We start from the raw sequence: 17773 nt of genomic DNA on the forward strand, positions 1-17773 counted from the left end.
GTGGCGGACATCAACTGGAAGGCCCTGGAAGGCGCTGCCGTGGCCGCCATGCGGAAAGCCTACGCACCGTATTCGAAGTTCCCGGTGGGGGCCGCGGCCCTCACCGAGGACGGCAGGATCGTTAGCGGCTGCAACGTGGAGAACGCCAGCTACGGGCTGACGCTGTGCGCCGAATGCGCGCTGGTGGGGGAGCTGCACATGAGCGGCGGTGGACGCCTGGCGGCGTTCTACTGCGTTGACGCGAACGGTGCGGTGCTGATGCCCTGCGGCCGCTGCCGGCAGCTGCTGTATGAATTCCGGGCGCCCGGCATGCAGCTCATGACCAGCAAGGGCATCCGGAGCATGGACCAGGTGCTGCCCGACGCCTTCGGCCCCGAAAACCTGGAGCCCGAAAACCTGAAGAACAGCCGTTTGGAGGACACGCAGTGAACAGCAACGAGGCGTTCGACGCCGAACCGTTTGACGCCGTCCAGATCATCACCATCAAACGGGACAAGGGAACCCTGACCCCGGAACAGATCGACTGGACCATCGACGCCTACACGCGCGGCGTGATCGCCGACGAGCAGATGTCCGCCCTGAACATGGCCATCCTGCTCAACGGGATGAACCGGGAAGAAATCTCCCGTTGGACCGCGGCGATGATCGCCTCGGGCGAGCGGATGGACTTCTCCGGCCTGCGGCGGCCCGACGGCGGCGTGAAGGCCACCGTGGACAAGCACTCCACCGGGGGCGTGGGGGACAAGATCACCCTTCCGCTCGCGCCCCTGGTTGCGGTATTCGGGGTGGCCGTGCCGCAGCTCTCCGGCCGCGGCCTCGGCCACACCGGCGGAACCCTGGACAAGCTGGAGGCCATCCCCGGCTGGCGGGCCGCGCTGAGCAATGAGGAAATCCTGGCCCAGCTGCAGGACACGGGCGCCGTCATCTGTGCCGCGGGCAGCGGCCTGGCCCCGGCGGACAAGAAGCTCTACGCCCTGCGTGACGTCACCGGAACGGTGGAGGCGATCCCGCTTATCGCCTCCTCTATCATGAGCAAGAAAATCGCCGAAGGCACGGGCTCGCTGGTGCTGGACGTCAAGGTGGGCTCGGGCGCCTTCATGAAGGACGAGGCCCGCGCCCGGGAACTCGCCGAAACCATGGTCGCCCTGGGCAAGGACGCGGGGGTGAACACCGTGGCCCTGCTGACCAACATGGACACCCCGCTCGGCCTCACCGCGGGCAACGCCATCGAAGTGGCCGAATCCGTGGAGGTGCTGGCCGGCGGCGGCCCGGAAGACGTCGTCGAACTCACCGTCCGGCTCGCCGAGGAGATGCTCGCCTGCGCGGGAATCCACGACGCCGATCCCGCCGCCGCGCTCAACGACGGCCGGGCGATGGACGCGTGGAACCGGATGATCGAGGCGCAGGGCGGCGACCCGAAGGCCGCGCTTCCCGTGGCGAAGGAATCCGAAGTCGTCTACGCCCCGGCCGACGGGGTCCTCCTGGAACTGGACGCGCTGTCCGTGGGCGTCGCGGCGTGGCGTCTCGGGGCGGGCCGGGCCCGGAAGGAAGACGTCGTGCAGGCCGGGGCGGGGGTGCGGATGCACGCCAAGCCCGGCGCCTATGTCCGGGCCGGCGAACCGCTCATGACCCTGTTGACAGACACCCCGGAAAAGTTCGAACGCGCCAAGGAAGCGCTGCAGGACGCCGTAGTGATCGGGCCGGAGGGCTCCCGGCCGGCACAACAGTTGATCATCGACCGGATTGCCTGAGGACCGGATAGCCTAGGAAACCGTGCAGGCAATCAACGACTTCATCCTCGCGGCCGCGGGGCAACCCTGGGTCCTGTTCCTTGTCCTCGCCTGCTGCCTGATCGACGGCTTCTTCCCGCCGATCCCCAGCGAATCCGTGGTGGTGGGCCTGGCGGCAGTGGCCGCGACGGCGGGCGTGCCCAACCCCTGGCTGCTGATCGTGGTGGCTGCCATCGGGGCGTTCAGCGGCGACAACATCGCCTACCTCATCGGCCGCAGGATGGGCACCCGGCGCTGGCGGTGGATGCGGACCCAGCGGATGCAGGGGGCGTTCCGCTGGGCCGGGCGGGAGCTCCGCCGTCGGGCAGCCTCGCTGATCCTGGTGGCGCGGTTCATCCCGGTCGGCAGGGTGGCCGTCAACCTCACGGCCGGCGCCACGCATTTCCGGCACGGGGAGTTCATCTCGCTGACCGCTGTGTCCGCCGTGCTCTGGGCGGGGTACTCGGTGGCGATCGGCGTGTTCTTCGGCCAGTGGTTCGAGCACAACCACCTGCTGGGCGCCGTGATCGCGATCGTCGCCGCCGTCATCCTGGGCGTCATCGTGGACCGGATCATCAGCAAGGTGCGCGGCCCTCTGCCCGAGGATCTGGACAGCGCCTGATCCGCCCCCCGCTCAACCCAGGGTATGAGCCTCCCGACGCCGGAAAATCAGCCCGCGGGAGGACCATCGGAAGCAGCCGCCCGGGATACCGTTGAGACCGTGATTCCCGCGGTCGGGGCGTAGCGAACGACGCACCGGCCGTGGGACACTTGGACAAGCTGTCCAGCCCTTATTCCCCCGGTCAGATCGCCCGGTCAGTACTAGGAGCCGTCGTCCGTGGAATTCCTGAACCAGATGCTTGAGCACGCCGCCGGGCAACCGTGGATTTACCCCGTTCTCCTGGTGTTCTTTTTCATCGACGGCTTCGCCACGATCCTGCCCAGCGAAACGGCCATTGTGGGGCTGTCCGCGCTCTCCCTGCACCACGGGCAACCGAACCTTTGGATCCTGGGTATCACCGCCCTGATCGGCGCCATGGCCGGAGACAACATGGCCTACCTGCTGGGCCGCAAGATCGGCCTGGACCGCTGGAAATGGATGCGCCGGCCCAAGGTGAAGAAGATGTTCGCCTGGGCCCAGTACGAACTCGGCAAGCGCGGGGCCGTGCTCATCTTCACCGCCCGCTACATTCCCTGGGGCCGCGTCGCCGTCAACTACGTGGCGGGACAGACCGGGTTCCGGCACCGCACCTTCTTCTGGCTGGACGCCTTCGCCTGCGTCACCTGGGTGGGCTACTCCATCGGCGTCGGGCTGCTCGCCGGGCAGTGGGTGCACAACAACCCGCTGCTGGGCGTCGGCATCGCGGTGGCGTTCGCCGTCGTCCTCGGTTTCGTGGTGGACCACGCGCTGCGCTGGTGGCACAAGTACCTGGAACGGAAGGACGCCGCGGCGGCGGCCATGGAAGTGGACGCGCAGGACGAGAAGGAAACCGCCAGGATCCCGGACGCCGGCTGACCGCGTTAGCGACTAACGCGCCCCCCGGCCTCGCAAGTCCCCATTGGCTCCCGGACCTCGCTTCGCTCGGTCAGGGTCCCTCGCCGGTGTGGGCCCACGCCCGGGGACCCCTGCGCGTTACTCTTAGTCCGTGACTGAACCCATTGTTGATGCCGCCCCTGCCCTCGACTTCGATCTGAAGAACCTGCCCAAGGTTTCCCTCCACGACCACCTGGACGGCGGGCTGCGCCCGGCCACCATCATCGAGCTGGCCGAGGCCGTCGGCCACACCCTGCCTTCCACGGACGCTGTGGCACTGGGCGAATGGTTCCGAGAGTCCGCCGACTCCGGCTCCCTGGTCCGTTACCTCGAGACCTTCGACCACACCATCGCCGTGATGCAGACCAAGGAAGCCTTGGTGCGCGTCGCCAAGGAATTCGTCGAGGATCTCGCGGACGACGGCGTCGTCTACGGTGAGGTGCGCTGGGCGCCGGAACAGCACCTGCAGAAGGGCCTCACCCTGGACGAGGTCGTGGACGCGGTGCAGGAAGGCATCGACGCCGGCGTGGAGGCCGTGGCCGCCACCGGCCGCGACATCCAGGTGGGACAGCTCATCACCGCCATGCGCCACGCGGACCGCAGCCAGGAAATCGCCGAGCTCGCCGTCCGCCACCGGGAAAACGGCGCCGTGGGCTTCGACATCGCCGGCGCCGAGGACGGCTTCCCGCCGTCGCGCTTCAAGGACGCCTTCACCTACCTGGCCGAGCAGCACTTCCCGGCCACCGTGCACGCCGGCGAAGCCGCGGGCCTGGACAGCATCCGCTCCGCACTCCTCGACGGCCGCGCCCTGCGCCTGGGCCACGGCGTGCGGATCGCCGAGGACATCTCGGTGGAGTTCGAGGTGGATCCGGAGAACGACGGCGAGGAAGCAGTGGGCATGGTGACCCTCGGCGAACTGGCCGCCTGGGTCCGGGACCGCGGCATCGCCCTGGAAATTTGCCCGTCCTCCAACCTGCAGACCGGCGCGATCGCGGAATTCGGTGAAGGCATCGAAAGCCACCCGATCGACATGCTGTACCAGCTGGGCTTCAACGTCACGGTCAACACTGACAACCGGCTCATGAGCGGCGTGACCCTCACCAACGAATTCGAACTGCTGGTGGAAACCTTCGACTACGACCTCGACGACCTGCTGGAGCTCACCCTCAACGCCGCCGAAGCCTCCTTCCTGTCCCTGGACGAGAAGGAAGCACTGGTCGAGTACATCAACGACGCCTACGCGAACCTTGCCGGCTGACCATCCCGTAAGCAAGGAGCACGGCTCCTCCGGTGGCGCCGCCCCCGGAGGAGCCGTGTCCCGGCTCGTGGAAGTGATCGCCGCCCTGCGCGAGCACTGCCCCTGGATGGGTGCCCTCACCCACGAATCCCTCGTGGAGTACCTGATCGAGGAAGCCTACGAAGTGGTGGACTCGATCGAGGCGGGCACGGAGGCCGAACTCGCCGGGGAACTGGGCGACGTCCTCCTCCAGGTGGTGCTGCACGCCCGGCTCGCCGAAGAGCACGGCCGCTTCGACTTCGACGACGTCGCCTGGGCCATCACCGCAAAGATGGTCCGGCGTAACCCGCACGTCTTCCGGCCCGACGGCACGCTGCAGGATTCCTTCCCGGCCACCGTCGAGGAAATCGAGCAAAAGTGGGATGCGGTCAAAAGAGCCGAAAAGCCCGGCCGCAGTGATCCGTTCGAGGGCATTCCGCCGCACCTCCCGGCGCTCTCCCTCGCGCAGAAATCCCTCGACCGGGCCCACAGGGCAGGGCGCGCCGGAAAGCCGGATCCCGCCGTCGGGCCCGTCCCGGTCCACCCGACGGAAGCCGAACTCGGCGACTATCTGCTCGCCGTTGCCGCCGCAGCGCGGGAGCAGGGATTCGACGCCGAACGGGCCCTGCGCGGCGCCGTGCGCCGCTACCAGGGGCGGGAGGAAGGAAGCCGCTGAGGTGCCTTCCAGGAAACCGTTCCGTAACCTTGGCCACTCTCGACTAGGCTAGTGCCGACGAGGACGTCGAGACTTTCCCTCTAGATTCCCAGTAAATCGCTTCACCATAAGGAGCAATCCATGGCGCTTATCGATGCCATCCACGCCCGCGAGATCCTTGACTCCCGCGGAAACCCGACCGTAGAAGTAGAGGTCCTGCTCTCCGACGGCCAGATCGGCCGCGCCGCGGTTCCGTCCGGCGCTTCCACCGGTGAGCACGAGGCAGTCGAACTCCGTGACGGCGACAAGGGCCGTTACCTCGGCAAGGGTGTCCAGAAGGCCGTCGACGCCGTCATCGACGAGATCTCCCCGGCCCTGATCGGCTTCGACGCCACCGACCAGCGCAGCATCGACCAGGCCATGATCGACCTGGACGGCACCCCGAACAAGGGCAAGCTCGGCGCCAACGCCATCCTGGGTGTTTCCCTGGCCGTGGCCAACGCTGCCGCAGCCTCCGCCGACCTGCCGCTCTACAAGTACCTGGGCGGCCCGAACGCCCACGTCCTGCCGGTCCCGCTGATGAACATCCTCAACGGTGGCTCGCACGCCGACTCCGATGTGGACATCCAGGAATTCATGATCGCCCCGATCGGTGCCGAGACCTTCTCCGAGGGCCTGCGCTGGGGCGTCGAGGTGTACCACAACCTCAAGTCCGTGCTGAACGAAAAGGGCCTGGCCACGGGCCTGGGCGACGAGGGCGGCTTCGCCCCGAACCTGCCCTCCAACCGTGCTGCCTTGGACCTGATCCAGGAAGCCATCACCAAGGCCGGCTACACCCCGGGCAAGGACATCGCCCTGGCCCTGGACGTCGCTTCCTCCGAGTTCTACAAGGACGGCGCATACCAGTTCGAAGGCAAGGCCCTCAGCTCCGCCGACATGAGCGCGTACTACGCCGAGCTCGTCGCCGACTACCCGCTGGTCTCCATCGAAGACCCGCTGGACGAGAACGATTGGGACGGCTGGAAGATCCTCACCGACACCATCGGTGACAAGGTCCAGCTGGTGGGCGACGATCTCTTCGTCACCAACCCGGAGCGCCTGCAGCAGGGCATCGACGCCGCCACGGCCAACTCCCTGCTCGTCAAGGTCAACCAGATCGGTTCGCTGACCGAGACCCTCGACGCCGTGTCCCTGGCACAGCGCAGCGGCTACACCACCATCACCTCGCACCGCTCCGGCGAAACCGAGGACACCACCATCGCCGACATCTCCGTCGCCACCAACGCCGGCCAGATCAAGACCGGTGCCCCGGCACGCTCCGAGCGCGTTGCCAAGTACAACCAGCTGCTGCGCATCGAAGAGGAACTCGACGACGCCGCACGCTACGCCGGCCGCAGCGCGTTCCCGCGTTTCAAGGGCTAGCATCCGCGAAAACGGCTGACCGGTGGCTATGGTGGAAAGACCATGGCCACCGGTTCCGTTTAACGGAAACACCCGCTCCGTGCGGCCGTGCGGAACGTTGAACGCAGCAGGCCGCCGGGCATGCACCACGCAGTACAAGCAGGCAGTACAGGAGTGTCATGGCAACCCGCCGTCCCAAGGTCCCCCGCGCTGACGCCCTCGGCCGGCCCCAGCAGAAGGCCGACGGCGGCGACGTCATCCGGGCGGATTTCGGCGACTCCCGCAAAGCCCCCGCAGCTGCTGAAAACAGTGGTCCGGCAGCTCCGGCGTCACCCGCCGCTCCGTCCGCTGGGTCCCCCGGAACGAAGAGCCCGGCGGTAAAGGAGGGCGGTCCCACGGCCGCCAAGCCCAAAGGCGCCGTCCCGAAGGCGAACACCGCCAAGGCCGCACCGCAACCCGTGATCTCCAAGACGGGCGGCACCACCGGCGGCCCGGCGAAGGACGGCGAGGACCCGGTCCCGGCCAAGGCGTTTTCCGGGCGCATGCTGGCGCTGGCCGTCGTCATGATTGCCATCACGGTGCTGCTGGCCCCGACGGTGAAGATCTTCCTGGAAAAGCGCGCCGAAATCTCCGCCCTGGAGACCGAAATCGCCAACAAACAGGCCGAACAGGATGACCTGAAAAAGCAGCTTTCGCGTTGGCAGGACCCCAACTACGTCAAACAGCAGGCGCGCGACCGCATTAACATGGTTATGCCGGGTGAAACGGGCTACTGGGTATTTGGTGCGGATGTTCCCGCCGGAACCCCGGGTGGCCGCACCGGCAACGGAGCGTCCGGAACCCCGGGAAACCTGCCCTGGGTGGATGGCCTGTGGGAGTCGATCCGACGCTCGGCAACAGACTAGACGCGGTGCCCGCCGCCGTCGTGCCCTGGAGGGGACGGCAGAACAGGGCAGGAAGGTGGCAGCGCCAGTGCAAGAGAACACGGCCCCTGCGACGGAGGAATCCCGCACGCCCTCGGCACATGACCTGGACGTCCTGAGCCGCCAGCTCGGCCGGCCCGTGCGCGATGTGGTGGAAATTCCCGCCCGCTGCGTCTGCGGCAACCCCCTGGTGGCGGCAACCGCGCCGCGGCTGAGCAACGGCACTCCGTTCCCCACCACGTTCTACCTGACCCACCCGGTCATCACCTCCGCCGTCTCGCGCCTCGAAGCCGGCGGAACCATGAACGAGATGAACGACCGCCTCGCCGCCGATTCCGGACTGGCAGAGGCCTACCGCGGCGCGCACGAAGCCTACCTGCGCGCGCGGGACGAGATCGCCGGCCGCTCCGGCACCGGCGACGTCCCGGAAATCGCCGGGGTCTCCGCCGGCGGCATGCCCACCCGCGTCAAGTGCCTGCACGTGCTGGTGGGCCATTCCCTTGCCGCCGGCCCGGGCGTCAACCCCCTCGGCGACGAGGCCCTGGACGCCATCGCCGAGTGGTGGACCAAGGACCGCTGCTACTGCGCCGGCGCCTGGGAGACCGAAGGCGAGGCCCCGTCGAAGGACCTCAGCCGCCACGGGCCGCAGGGGCTGCCCGGCATCGTGGGCCGGCCTGCACCGGTCCGCAAGTCCCAAAGCACGTCCCCGACCACGGAAGAAGGCACTGCATGAAGCGCGTAGCTGCGATCGACTGCGGCACCAACTCCATCCGCCTGCTGATTGCCGACGTCAACGGCGGCGGCACCGGAGCCCCGCTGAACGACGTCGTGCGCGAGATGCGCGTGGTGCGCCTCGGCCAGGGGGTGGACGCCACGGGTGAACTCGCCCCCGAAGCCCTGGAACGCACGTTTGCGGCGAGCCGCGACTACGCCCGCCTGATCGAGGAACACGGCGCCGGCGGAGTCCGCTTCGTTGCCACCTCGGCCAGCCGTGACGCCCGCAACCGCCAGGTCTTCGTGGACGGCATCCGCGAGCTGTTCGGCGTGGAACCGGAAGTGGTGTCCGGCGATGAGGAAGCGGCGCTGTCCTTCGCCGGCGCCAGCAGCGTGCTCCCCTCGCGGGGCAAGGATCCCGTGCTGGTGGTTGACCTGGGCGGCGGCAGCACCGAGTTCGTCCTCGGCGACGCCGACGGCGTGATCGCGGCCAAGTCGGTGGACATCGGCTGCGTCCGGCTCACCGAACGCCACCTGCGCAGCGATCCGCCCACGGCGGCGGAAATCGCCGCGGCGGAGGCCGACGTCGACGCCGCCATCGACCTCGCGGCGCAGACGGTCCCTCTGGAACGCAGCACCGCCGTCGTTGGGGTGGCCGGCTCCATCACCACCATTACGGCACACGCCCTCGGCCTGGAACGCTACGAACCGGGCAGGATCCATGGTGCCACCCTTGATCTCGAACAGATCAGCAAGGCCGCCACGGAACTGCTGGAAATGAGCCGCGAAGAGCGGGCGAAGCTGCCGTACATGCACCCCGGACGGGTGGACGTCATCGGCGCGGGCGCCCTGGTCTGGCGGCGCATCCTGCAGCGGCTCGCGCAGGGCAGCTCCATCGCTGCTGCGACCTCGAGCGAACACGACATCCTCGACGGCATCGCGCTGAGTATCCGCTGATGGCGCGCCTGTTGACGGCCACCGGATTACGACGGCGCCACCGCACCTTTTCCGCCACCCTGACCGCCCTGCTCGCCACCACCGGGCTCGCTGCCGCCATGGCGGCGGGCGGCCTGGCCACGGCGAGCCCGGCCGCCGCCGACGCCTGGCGGGACAAGGAGTACTGGCTCAAGGAATCCGGGATCTCCGAAGCCTGGAAGGAATCCAAGGGCGCCGGAGTGAAGGTCGCGATCATCGACAGCGGCGTGGACGGACGGCATCCGGACCTCAGGGGGGCCGTGGTCGGCGGAACAGACGTCTCCGGCTCCGGAAACCCTGACGGCCAGAAGTCCATCGGTGCCAAGCCCGAACACGGCACCCTGGTGGCCACTCTGCTGGCCGGCCGCGGTCACCAGCGGACAAGTTCCTCCTCCCCGCCCGCCTCCGGAACCAGCAGCGGGGGACCGGACGGCATCATCGGTGTCGCCCCGGAGGCGGACATCCTCTCCGTCTCCACCTGGCTCGGCTCGCCGAACCCCGCCGGAAAGACTGACCAGGAACAGATCCCGGTGGCCGTGCGCTGGGCCGTGGACCATGGCGCGAAGGTCATCAACATCTCACTCGGCAGCACCTCTCCGGAGTGGCCGCAGAGCTGGGACGCGGCCTTCCTGTATGCCGAACAAAAAGACGTGGTGATCGTGGCAGCCGCAGGCAACCGCATCGGCGGGAACGTCCAGGTCGGTGCACCCGCCACGATCCCCGGTGTGCTGACAGTGGCCGGCCTCGACAGGGACGGCAAGGCCAGCGTGGACTCGTCCTCGCAAGGCATCAGCATCGGCGTGGCCGCCCCGGCGGAGGAACTGATCGGCGGCATGCCGGGCGGACGGTACGCCGAATGGGCGGGAACCTCCGGAGCCACGCCCATCGTCTCCGGCGTGGCCGCCCTGATCCGTTCCAAGTGGCCGGACATGAGCGCCAAGCAAGTGGTGAACCGGATCGTCACCACCGCCAAGGACGCCGGCGTCAAGGGCAAGGACCCGATCTACGGCTACGGTGTGCTGGACGCGAAGGCAGCGCTGTCCGCCACCGTTCCGGAAGCGAAGAGCAACCCGCTCGGCTCCATCAACGAGTGGATCCGCGTCCACCGGCGCGGCGATTTCAGCACCCCCACCCAGGAGCCGAGCCCCAGCAAGAAGGCAAGCGCCAAGCCGACCCTCCAGGATCCCACCGTTCCGGCCGCCAAGGCCCCGGCAGCGGCCGGAACAGCACTCCCCGGGGTGGTGATCATAGGCTTCGGGGCGATCTTCATCGGCATCGTGGCGGCGGCCGGTGTGCAGCTGCGCCGGGTGTACCGCAAGACGCCCGCCGAACCTGACACGGGCACCCTCGACAAGGTGGAACCAGGCACCGGAAAGTAGCCTCACACGCCCTGCGGGAGAGGCCTGGGAAGCAGTTAGTGAAGATTTTCACAAAGTGCGCTATTCTGGATTCATGGCACCCACCCCTGAGCTTATTGACCGTCCCCGAGTCCTCGTTGTCGGCGGCGGTTACGTCGGCCTCTACGTCGCACTGAAGTTGCAGAAGAAGATCGCAAACGCCGGTGGCATCGTCACCGTCGTCGATCCGCTGCCCTACATGACCTACCAGCCCTTCCTCCCCGAAGTGGCCGGCGGCAACATCGAGGCGCGCCACGCTGTCGTCTCCCACCGCCAGCACCTCAAGCAGACCGAGCTGATCCAGGGCCGCGTCACCAGCATCGACCACGCCAACCGCACCGCGGTTGTCGCTCCGGCCGACGGTGGCGCCCCGTTTGAGATCCCGTACTTCGACGTCGTCCTGGCCGCCGGTGCCATCACCCGCACCTTCCCGATCAAGGGCCTGGCGGACAAGGGCATCGGCCTGAAGACCATCGAGGAAGCCGTTGCGCTGCGCAACAAGGTCCTCGAGCGCATCGAAGCTGCTTCCACCATGACCGACGCCGCCGAGCGCGCCAAGGCCCTGACCTTCGTGGTCGTCGGCGGCGGCTTCGCCGGCATCGAGTGCATCACCGAAATGGAAGACCTCGCCCGCGCCGCGGTCCGGAACAACCCGCGCGTCAAGCAGGAGGAAGTCCGCTTCATCCTGGTCGAGGCCATGGGCCGCATCATGCCCGAGGTCACGGCCCCGCAGGCCGAGTGGGTTGTTGAGCACCTGCGCAGCCGCGGCATCGAGGTGCTGCTGAACACCTCCCTCGACAACGCCGAGGGCACCCTGAAGCTGATCAACATGCCGGACAAGTCCCCGGCCGAGGAAGTTGCCGCGGACACCCTGGTGTGGGCCGCCGGTGTGCAGGCCAACCCGATGGTCCGCTCCACCGACTTCCCGCTGGAACCGCGCGGCCGCGTCAAGGTCCTCCCGGACCTGCGCATCGGCGGCGACGAGGGCATCGTCGAGAACGCCTGGGCCGCCGGCGACATCGCCGCCGTCCCGGACCTCACCGGCAAGGGCCTGCCGGACGGCACCTGCGTGCCGAACGCCCAGCACGCGCTGCGCCAGGCCAAGAAGCTCGCCAAGAACCTCTGGGCTTCGCGCTGGGACAAGCCGCTGGCTGACTACAAGCACAAGAACCTCGGTGCGGTGGCCGGCTTCGGCGAGTGGAAGGGCGTTGCCAACATCAACCTCCTGGGCCGCATCGGCCTCAAGGGCGGCCTCGCCTGGCTGGCGCACCGTGGCTACCACGGCCTGGCCATGCCCACCGTCGAGCGCAAGGTCCGCGTGATCTTCGGCTGGATCCTGGCCTTCTTCGCGGGCCGCGACACCACCCAGCTCATCGACTTGGACAACCCGCGGGGTGCCTTCGTGGCCGCCGCCACTCCGGCCCCCAAGCCCGCTGCCGCTCCGGCGCCCGCGGCCCCGGCCGAGGACAAGGACAAGGCGCCGGTCACGGCCGACGCCAAGTAAATCCCCACCGCCTCCCTAACCTCGCTGGCGCTCGGCCAGGGAACCCGGGCGGCGTGGGCCCTGCAAACGCACGACGGCGGCCGTCTCCCACCCGGGAGGCGGCCGCCGTCGTCGTATCCGCTGCACACAAGCCCGGCCATAGACTGTCTGCCATGGCAGGCGAAACTGATCTGACGGCGCTCCTGGCGTCCATGAACCCGGTGCTCCGGGAGGGTGACTACGTCTACGCGCTGTGGCCGCACGGCAAACCGCTGGAAGGCGGCATCGAGGCCGCCGTACGCGAAGCAGAAGGCCTCACCGTGGTGCTGCACCGGGACGAGGCCGAGCGGCTGGGCCTGTCCTACGACTTCGTGGCCGCCTGGATCACCCTGCAGGTCCACTCCGCGCTCGAAGCGGTGGGCCTCACGGCCGCGGTCAGCTCCGCCCTCGGCGCGGCGGGCATCAGCTGCAACGTCCTGGCCGGCTTCCATCACGACCACCTCCTGGTCCCCACCGGGCAGGGAGCGCACGCACTGGAGGTCCTTTCCCGCCTGCAGCAGGGGCTGGTGCTGCGCGGCGAAGTTCCCGCGGACCGCGACGCGATCCTGTCCCTGACCGCGTCGGCCTTCTCGATCAGTCCAGTGACGGGCCTGCCGGTGGACGGGATCCCGGCCGAAGTGGGGCTCCTGGAGGAACTGTTCGACTGCGATGAATACCTGCCCGAGTTCAGCATCGTGGCCGAGCTGGGTGGCGAGATCGTGGGACATGTGATCAGCACCCGCGGCGCCGTGGACGGGCTCGCCTTCCTGGGGCTCGGTCCCATCAGCGTGGAGCCGCACCTGCAGCGGCGCGGGATCGGCTCGGCCCTGCTGCGCGAGACCGCCCGCCGTGCCGAGGCCGCAGGGGAGGCGGGCATCGCCCTGCTCGGCAGCACCGTGTTCTACCCGCGCTTCGGCTACGTGCCCGGCGACTCCGTCGGGGTCCAGTCCCCGGATCCGGCCTGGGGGGATCACTTCCAGGTGCTGCCGCTGTCCGGAATGCCGGACGGCGGCCGGCCCGACGGCGGCCGGGGAACCTTCCGCTACGCGGCGCCTTTCGAACGGCTCTAATTTCGCCCGGCGCCGCACGGGCGCTGGGTTACGATTGTGCGGGCGCCCCAGTAGCCCAATTGGCAGAGGCAGCGGACTTAAAATCCGCAAAGTCAGGGTTCGAGTCCCTGCTGGGGCACAATAGCCGCGGCATTTCCGCCGCCGTCGCATTCCCGGATTTCCGCAAAATTCAGACGATACTCCCGCGCCCTGAAAAGGATTCCCCACAGGCAACGAGTGTTATAGGGATGTGACCTGATTCACTTATCTTCCCGGTCTGATTGCACTAGTTTGAGTCGTATTCAGGACTACCTGATCTATCGCATCAAAGGCAGTTCGCACCTTTCGATCGAGGAGACAAACATATGTTTGACCTTTCCCACGCGGCTCCGCGTGCAGCCAAGCTCACAGTGCTTGGCATCGGTGTCGCGTTCCTGGCCACGGCCTGCGGTGGTTCGCCGAGCCCCAGCGCAACCTCGGCCACCACTCCGGCAGCAGGAGGCGTCTCCTGCCCGGCGCCGACCGCAAGCGCCAGCGCAAGTGCAAGTGCAGCACCCTCCACCGGGGCGGTGCCGCCGTCGAGCACAACCACCGACGTTCCCCTGAAGCTCGGCTCCCTGCTGCCCACTACCGGCAACCTGGCCTTCCTCGGCCCACCCGAAATCGCCGGCGTGAACCTTGCCGTCAAGGAGGTCAACGCCGCGGGCGGCGTGCTGGGCAAGCCGGTACAGGTGACCCACCGGGATTCCGGTGACACGAAGACCGACACCGCCACGCAGTCAGCCACCGCGCTGCTGGCAGGCGGTGCGCAGGCCATCATCGGTGCCGCCTCCTCGTCCGTGTCGAAGACCGTGATCAACCAGATCACCGGCGCCGGCGTCATCCAGTTCTCGCCCGCCAACACGTCCCCGGACTTCACCGCCTGGGATGACAAGGGCCTGTACTGGCGCACCGCACCGTCGGACGTCCTGCAGGGCAAGGTCCTCGGCAACTACATCGCAACCTGTGGGGTCCAGACCGTTGGCATGATCGTGCTTAACGACGCTTACGGAACCGGCCTGCAGAAGTACGTGAAGGAATCCTTCGAAGGTGCAGGCGGCAAGGTGGTGTCCGAGGAGCTCTACAATACGGGCGACTCGCAGTTCCAGGCCCAGGTGGACAAGGTGGTGGCAGCCAAGCCGGACGCCATCGTCCTGATCACCTTCGACGAAGCGAAGTCCATCATCCCGCTGCTGACGGCCAAGGGCATTCCCGGCAAGCAGCTGTTCCTGGTGGACGGCAACACCTCGGACTACAGCAAGGTCTTCAAGCCCGGCACCATGACCGGGGCCCACGGCACCTTCCCGGGTACCTTCACCAAGGATGAGTTCAAGAAGTCACTCCTGACGGCGGACCCGAAGCTGAAGGACTTCACCTATGGTGGCGAGTCATATGACGCCGTGAACCTGATCGCGTTGGCCTCCGAAGCCGCCAAGAGCACCAAGGGCGTGGACATCGCCAAGAAGCTCAAGGAAGTTTCCGAGGTCGGCGAGAAGTGCACCGACTACGCTTCCTGCGTCACCCTGCTGCGCAACGGCAAGGATATCGACTACGACGGCAAGTCCGGTCCGGTCACGTTCTCCGATGCGGGCGACCCCACGGAAGCCTACATCGGCATCTACGAGTACAAGGATGACAACACCTTGAGCCCGGTCCAGGAAGAGTTCGGCAAGCTGTAAGCCGGCCCCTCCAGCCAACAAGGAAGCCCCGGAGCGAATGCTCCGGGGCTTCCTTGCTCGTGTACGGGCTTCGTGTGCGGCGGCGTTACTGGCCTTCGCCCTCCACGGTGTCTGCCAGCGTACCGAGGTACAGCTGAATGACCTTGGGGTCCTTCATCAGTTCCCGTCCGGTGCCCGTGTACGCGTCCTTGCCCTGGTCCAGGACATAGCCGCGGTCGCAGATCTGCAGGCAGCGGCGGGCGTTCTGCTCCACCATGATCACGGACACGCCCGCGCGGTTGATCTCGTGGACCCGCAGGAACGTCTCGTCCTGCTTCACGGGGGAGAGGCCGGCCGAGGGTTCGTCCAGCAGCAGCACAGCCGGGTCCATCATCAGGGCCCGTCCCATGGCCACCATCTGGCGTTCCCCGCCCGAGAGCGAACCGGCGCGCTGGGCGCGGCGCCGGCCGAGTTCGGGGAACAGTTCGGTGACGAAGTTGAAGCGCTCGGCGAAGACCTTGGGCCGCTGGAACAGGCCCATCTGCAGGTTCTCCTCGATGGTCAGGGCCGCGAACACATTGTTGGTCTGCGGGACGAAGCCCAGGCCCTGCGAAACCAGCTTGTTGGCCTTGAGGCCCGTGAGGTCCTTGCCGTGCACCACCACCGAGCCCGAGTGCACTTTCACCAGGCCAAACATGGCCTTCAGCAGCGTGGATTTGCCGGCGCCGTTGGGTCCGATGATGCCAATCAGTTCGCCCTTGCGGGCCTCGATGCTACAGCCGTTGAGGATGTTGACGCCGGGCAGGTAGCCCGCCACGAGGTCGGTAACCTTGACGACGGCGTCCCCGGCGGGTGCGTTGCCCGCCGCCGGCATGGCGCTGGTGGCGCTCATTTGCCTTCCTCCTCTTCCAAGCGGGCTTCGATGGCCTCCGGCGCGATGATGCCGGCGTCCTCGGTGCCCACGATCGATTCTTCGTCCGCTTCCAGTTCGGCCTCGAGTTCCCGGATGCCTTCGGCGTCGCCGAGATCGACGTCGTGGTGGGCGCCCAGGTAGGCGTCGATCACGGCAGGGTCTTTCATGACCTCCGCGGGGGGACCTTCCGCGACGATCCGTCCTTCCGCCATCACCACCACCCAGTCGGCGATGTGCCGCACCATGTTCATGTCGTGTTCGACGAACAGCACGGTCATGCCTTCGGCCTTGAGGTTCTTGATGTGGTCCAGCAGCGACTGGGTGAGGGCCGGGTTGACGCCGGCCATCGGTTCGTCAAGCATCACCAGCTTGGGCCGCACCATCAGGGAGCGGGCCATTTCCAGCAGCTTCCGCTGTCCGCCGGAGAGCGAGGCGGCGTAGTCGTCCTTCTTGGTGTCCAGCTTGAACTTCTCCAGCAGGACATCGGCGTGCTTGGTGATCTCCCGTTCCCGGCCGCCCCAGATGTTCTTGAAGAGGGCCTTGGACAGCCTTTCCCCGGGCTGGTTGGCCGCGCCGAGCCGCATGTTTTCCATGACGGTCAGCTTGCCCATCACCTTGGTCAGCTGGAAGGTGCGCACCATGCCCATCCGGGCCACCTTGTAGGAGGAGACGCCGGCGATGTTGTTTCCTTCGAAGGTCCACGACCCGGAATTGGGGGTGTCGAAGCCGGTCAGCAGGTTGAACAGCGTGGTCTTGCCGGCGCCGTTGGGCCCGATGAGCGCGGTGATCTTGTGGCGCGGGATTTCCAGGTGTTCGACGTCGACGGCGCTGATGCCACCGAAGTTCCGGGTGACGTTGTCCGCCACCACGATCGGGTCGCGCTTCTTGCAGCCGGGCAGGTTTTCGCCGACGGCGATTGCCCGGGTGTCGGTCATGTAGTCGATGTTGTCAGGGTTCTGACCGTTGGTCCCGCTCATGCGAACGCCAGCTCCTTTTTGTTACCGAAGACGCCCTGCGGCCTGAAGATCATCAGGAGCATCAGCGCGATGCCGACCAGGATGAAGCGCAACTGGCCGGCCTGGACGATCGAGAGGAAGGTGATGGCCCCGGACTCGATGAGGCCTGCGAGCAGGTTTTGGGTCAGGGACAGCACCACCCAGAAGATCATGGCCCCGACAATCGGGCCCAGTACCGTGGACATGCCGCCGAGCAGAAGGACCGTCCACAGGAAGAACGTGAGTTCCGTAGCGTAGTTGGCGGGCTGCACCGATCCGCGGGGAAGGGTGAACAGCAGCCCGGCCAAGGCGCCAAGGATGCCGCCGATCACCAGCGCCTGCATCTTGTAGGCATAGACGTTCTTGCCCAGGGAACGGACAGCGTTCTCGTCCTCGCGGATGCCCTTGAGGACCCGGCCCCAGGGGCTGCGCATCAGCAGCCAGACAATCACTGCACAGAGGATGACGACCAGCCAGCTGACCACGCGGACGTAGAAATCCCGGTTGCTCCAGCCGAAGATGTAGGTCCCGGGCGGGAACGGGTTGAAGGAGTCGAATTCCCGCTGGAAGGTGGACAGACCGTCGGCGGAGCCGGTGATCCGGAACAGTGTATTGGTGGTGACGATGTACCGGATGATTTCCGCCGCGGCGATGGTGACGATGGCCAGGTAGTCGGCGCGCAGGCGCAGCGTAGGCACGCCGAGCAGGAGGCCGAAGATGACGGCGCTGAGCAGTGCGATCAGCAGACCGACCACGAACGGGACCTTGAAGGTGAGCGTCGAGATCGCGAAACCGTAGGCGCCCACCGCCATGAAACCGGCCTGGCCGAAGTTCAGCAGGCCCGAGTAGCCGAAGTGCACGGCGAGGCCGAGCGCGGCAAGCGCGTAGGCCGCCGTCGTCGGTGTGACGATTTCGCCGAGGGCGAGAGAGAGGATATTTCCGAAGTCCATTGC

The 17773-nt window shown here is 67.3% G+C and carries 17 protein-coding genes and 1 tRNA gene; 15 read left to right on the plus strand and 3 right to left on the minus strand.

From position 1 onward, the window contains the following. The 15 genes from BLP88_RS01480 (at position 1) to BLP88_RS01550 (ending at position 14933) form a co-directional block, all read left to right on the plus strand. Complete coding sequence (locus BLP88_RS01480) at positions 1–429, plus strand: cytidine deaminase (protein WP_373366895.1); 429 nt, start codon at positions 1–3, stop codon at positions 427–429. Continuing rightward, positions 426–1751, plus strand: a complete 1326-nt coding sequence (locus tag BLP88_RS01485; RefSeq protein ID WP_074586321.1) for a thymidine phosphorylase — start codon at positions 426–428, stop codon at positions 1749–1751. Before BLP88_RS01480 ends, BLP88_RS01485 begins: the two co-directional genes overlap by 4 nt. 22 nt (positions 1752–1773) lie before the next feature. Beyond that, positions 1774–2391, plus strand: coding sequence for a DedA family protein (locus BLP88_RS01490; protein WP_074586322.1), 618 nt, complete (start codon positions 1774–1776; stop codon positions 2389–2391). 234 nt (positions 2392–2625) lie between these two features. Next, entirely contained in the window at positions 2626–3285 is a 660-nt protein-coding gene (locus BLP88_RS01495; protein ID WP_074586620.1) for a DedA family protein, read from the plus strand. A gap of 130 nt (positions 3286–3415) precedes the next feature. Next, complete coding sequence (locus BLP88_RS01500) at positions 3416–4561, plus strand: adenosine deaminase (RefSeq protein ID WP_074586323.1); 1146 nt, start codon at positions 3416–3418, stop codon at positions 4559–4561. Between the two features lie 106 nt (positions 4562–4667). After that, the gene (locus tag BLP88_RS01505) at positions 4668–5255 is read left to right on the plus strand and encodes a MazG nucleotide pyrophosphohydrolase domain-containing protein (protein WP_074586621.1); all 588 of its coding nucleotides are present in this window, start codon (positions 4668–4670) and stop codon (positions 5253–5255) included. A gap of 120 nt (positions 5256–5375) precedes the next feature. Continuing rightward, positions 5376–6656, plus strand: a complete 1281-nt coding sequence (eno, locus tag BLP88_RS01510; protein ID WP_074586325.1) for a phosphopyruvate hydratase — start codon at positions 5376–5378, stop codon at positions 6654–6656. 158 nt (positions 6657–6814) lie between these two features. Next, the gene (locus tag BLP88_RS01515) at positions 6815–7540 is read left to right on the plus strand and encodes an FtsB family cell division protein (protein WP_074586326.1); all 726 of its coding nucleotides are present in this window, start codon (positions 6815–6817) and stop codon (positions 7538–7540) included. A 67-nt stretch (positions 7541–7607) separates the two neighbouring features. Then, positions 7608–8291, plus strand: coding sequence for a DUF501 domain-containing protein (locus BLP88_RS01520; RefSeq protein WP_074586328.1), 684 nt, complete (start codon positions 7608–7610; stop codon positions 8289–8291). Then, positions 8288–9229 carry a Ppx/GppA phosphatase family protein gene (locus tag BLP88_RS01525; RefSeq protein WP_074586329.1) on the plus strand — a complete coding sequence of 314 codons (942 nt, stop codon included), beginning with the start codon at positions 8288–8290 and terminating at the stop codon, positions 9227–9229. The genes BLP88_RS01520 and BLP88_RS01525 overlap by 4 nt, the downstream gene beginning before the upstream one ends. Then, on the plus strand, positions 9229–10626 hold the full coding sequence (locus tag BLP88_RS01530; protein WP_074586331.1) for a S8 family serine peptidase: 1398 nt from the start codon (positions 9229–9231) through the stop codon (positions 10624–10626). Before BLP88_RS01525 ends, BLP88_RS01530 begins: the two co-directional genes overlap by 1 nt. Positions 10627–10699: 73 nt before the next feature. Next, the gene (locus BLP88_RS01535; protein ID WP_074586332.1) at positions 10700–12148 is read left to right on the plus strand and encodes an NAD(P)/FAD-dependent oxidoreductase; all 1449 of its coding nucleotides are present in this window, start codon (positions 10700–10702) and stop codon (positions 12146–12148) included. 152 nt (positions 12149–12300) lie between these two features. Next, the gene (locus BLP88_RS01540; protein ID WP_074586334.1) at positions 12301–13236 is read left to right on the plus strand and encodes an N-acetyltransferase; all 936 of its coding nucleotides are present in this window, start codon (positions 12301–12303) and stop codon (positions 13234–13236) included. A gap of 44 nt (positions 13237–13280) precedes the next feature. Continuing rightward, positions 13281–13354: transfer RNA gene (locus BLP88_RS01545), tRNA-Leu, on the plus strand. A 226-nt stretch (positions 13355–13580) separates the two neighbouring features. Further along, the gene (locus BLP88_RS01550; RefSeq protein ID WP_074586335.1) at positions 13581–14933 is read left to right on the plus strand and encodes an ABC transporter substrate-binding protein; all 1353 of its coding nucleotides are present in this window, start codon (positions 13581–13583) and stop codon (positions 14931–14933) included. An 85-nt stretch (positions 14934–15018) separates the two neighbouring features. Here the strand turns inward: BLP88_RS01550 and BLP88_RS01555 are convergent, their stop codons facing one another. The 3 genes from BLP88_RS01555 to BLP88_RS01565 are packed head-to-tail and all read right to left on the minus strand — an operon-like array spanning position 15019 to position 17770. Beyond that, positions 15019–15804, minus strand: a complete 786-nt coding sequence (locus BLP88_RS01555) for an ABC transporter ATP-binding protein (protein WP_074586337.1) — start codon at positions 15802–15804, stop codon at positions 15019–15021. After that, positions 15801–16802 carry an ABC transporter ATP-binding protein gene (locus BLP88_RS01560; RefSeq protein WP_074586339.1) on the minus strand — a complete coding sequence of 334 codons (1002 nt, stop codon included), beginning with the start codon at positions 16800–16802 and terminating at the stop codon, positions 15801–15803. Before BLP88_RS01560 ends, BLP88_RS01555 begins: the two co-directional genes overlap by 4 nt. Then, positions 16799–17770 (minus strand): branched-chain amino acid ABC transporter permease, encoded by a 972-nt coding sequence (locus BLP88_RS01565; protein WP_074586341.1) that lies wholly within the window; start codon positions 17768–17770, stop codon positions 16799–16801. Before BLP88_RS01565 ends, BLP88_RS01560 begins: the two co-directional genes overlap by 4 nt. Positions 17771–17773: the final 3 nt, after the last annotated feature.

The sequence above is a fragment of the Arthrobacter cupressi genome (genome assembly GCF_900099975.1).
GTDB lineage: Bacteria > Actinomycetota > Actinomycetes > Actinomycetales > Micrococcaceae > Arthrobacter > Arthrobacter cupressi.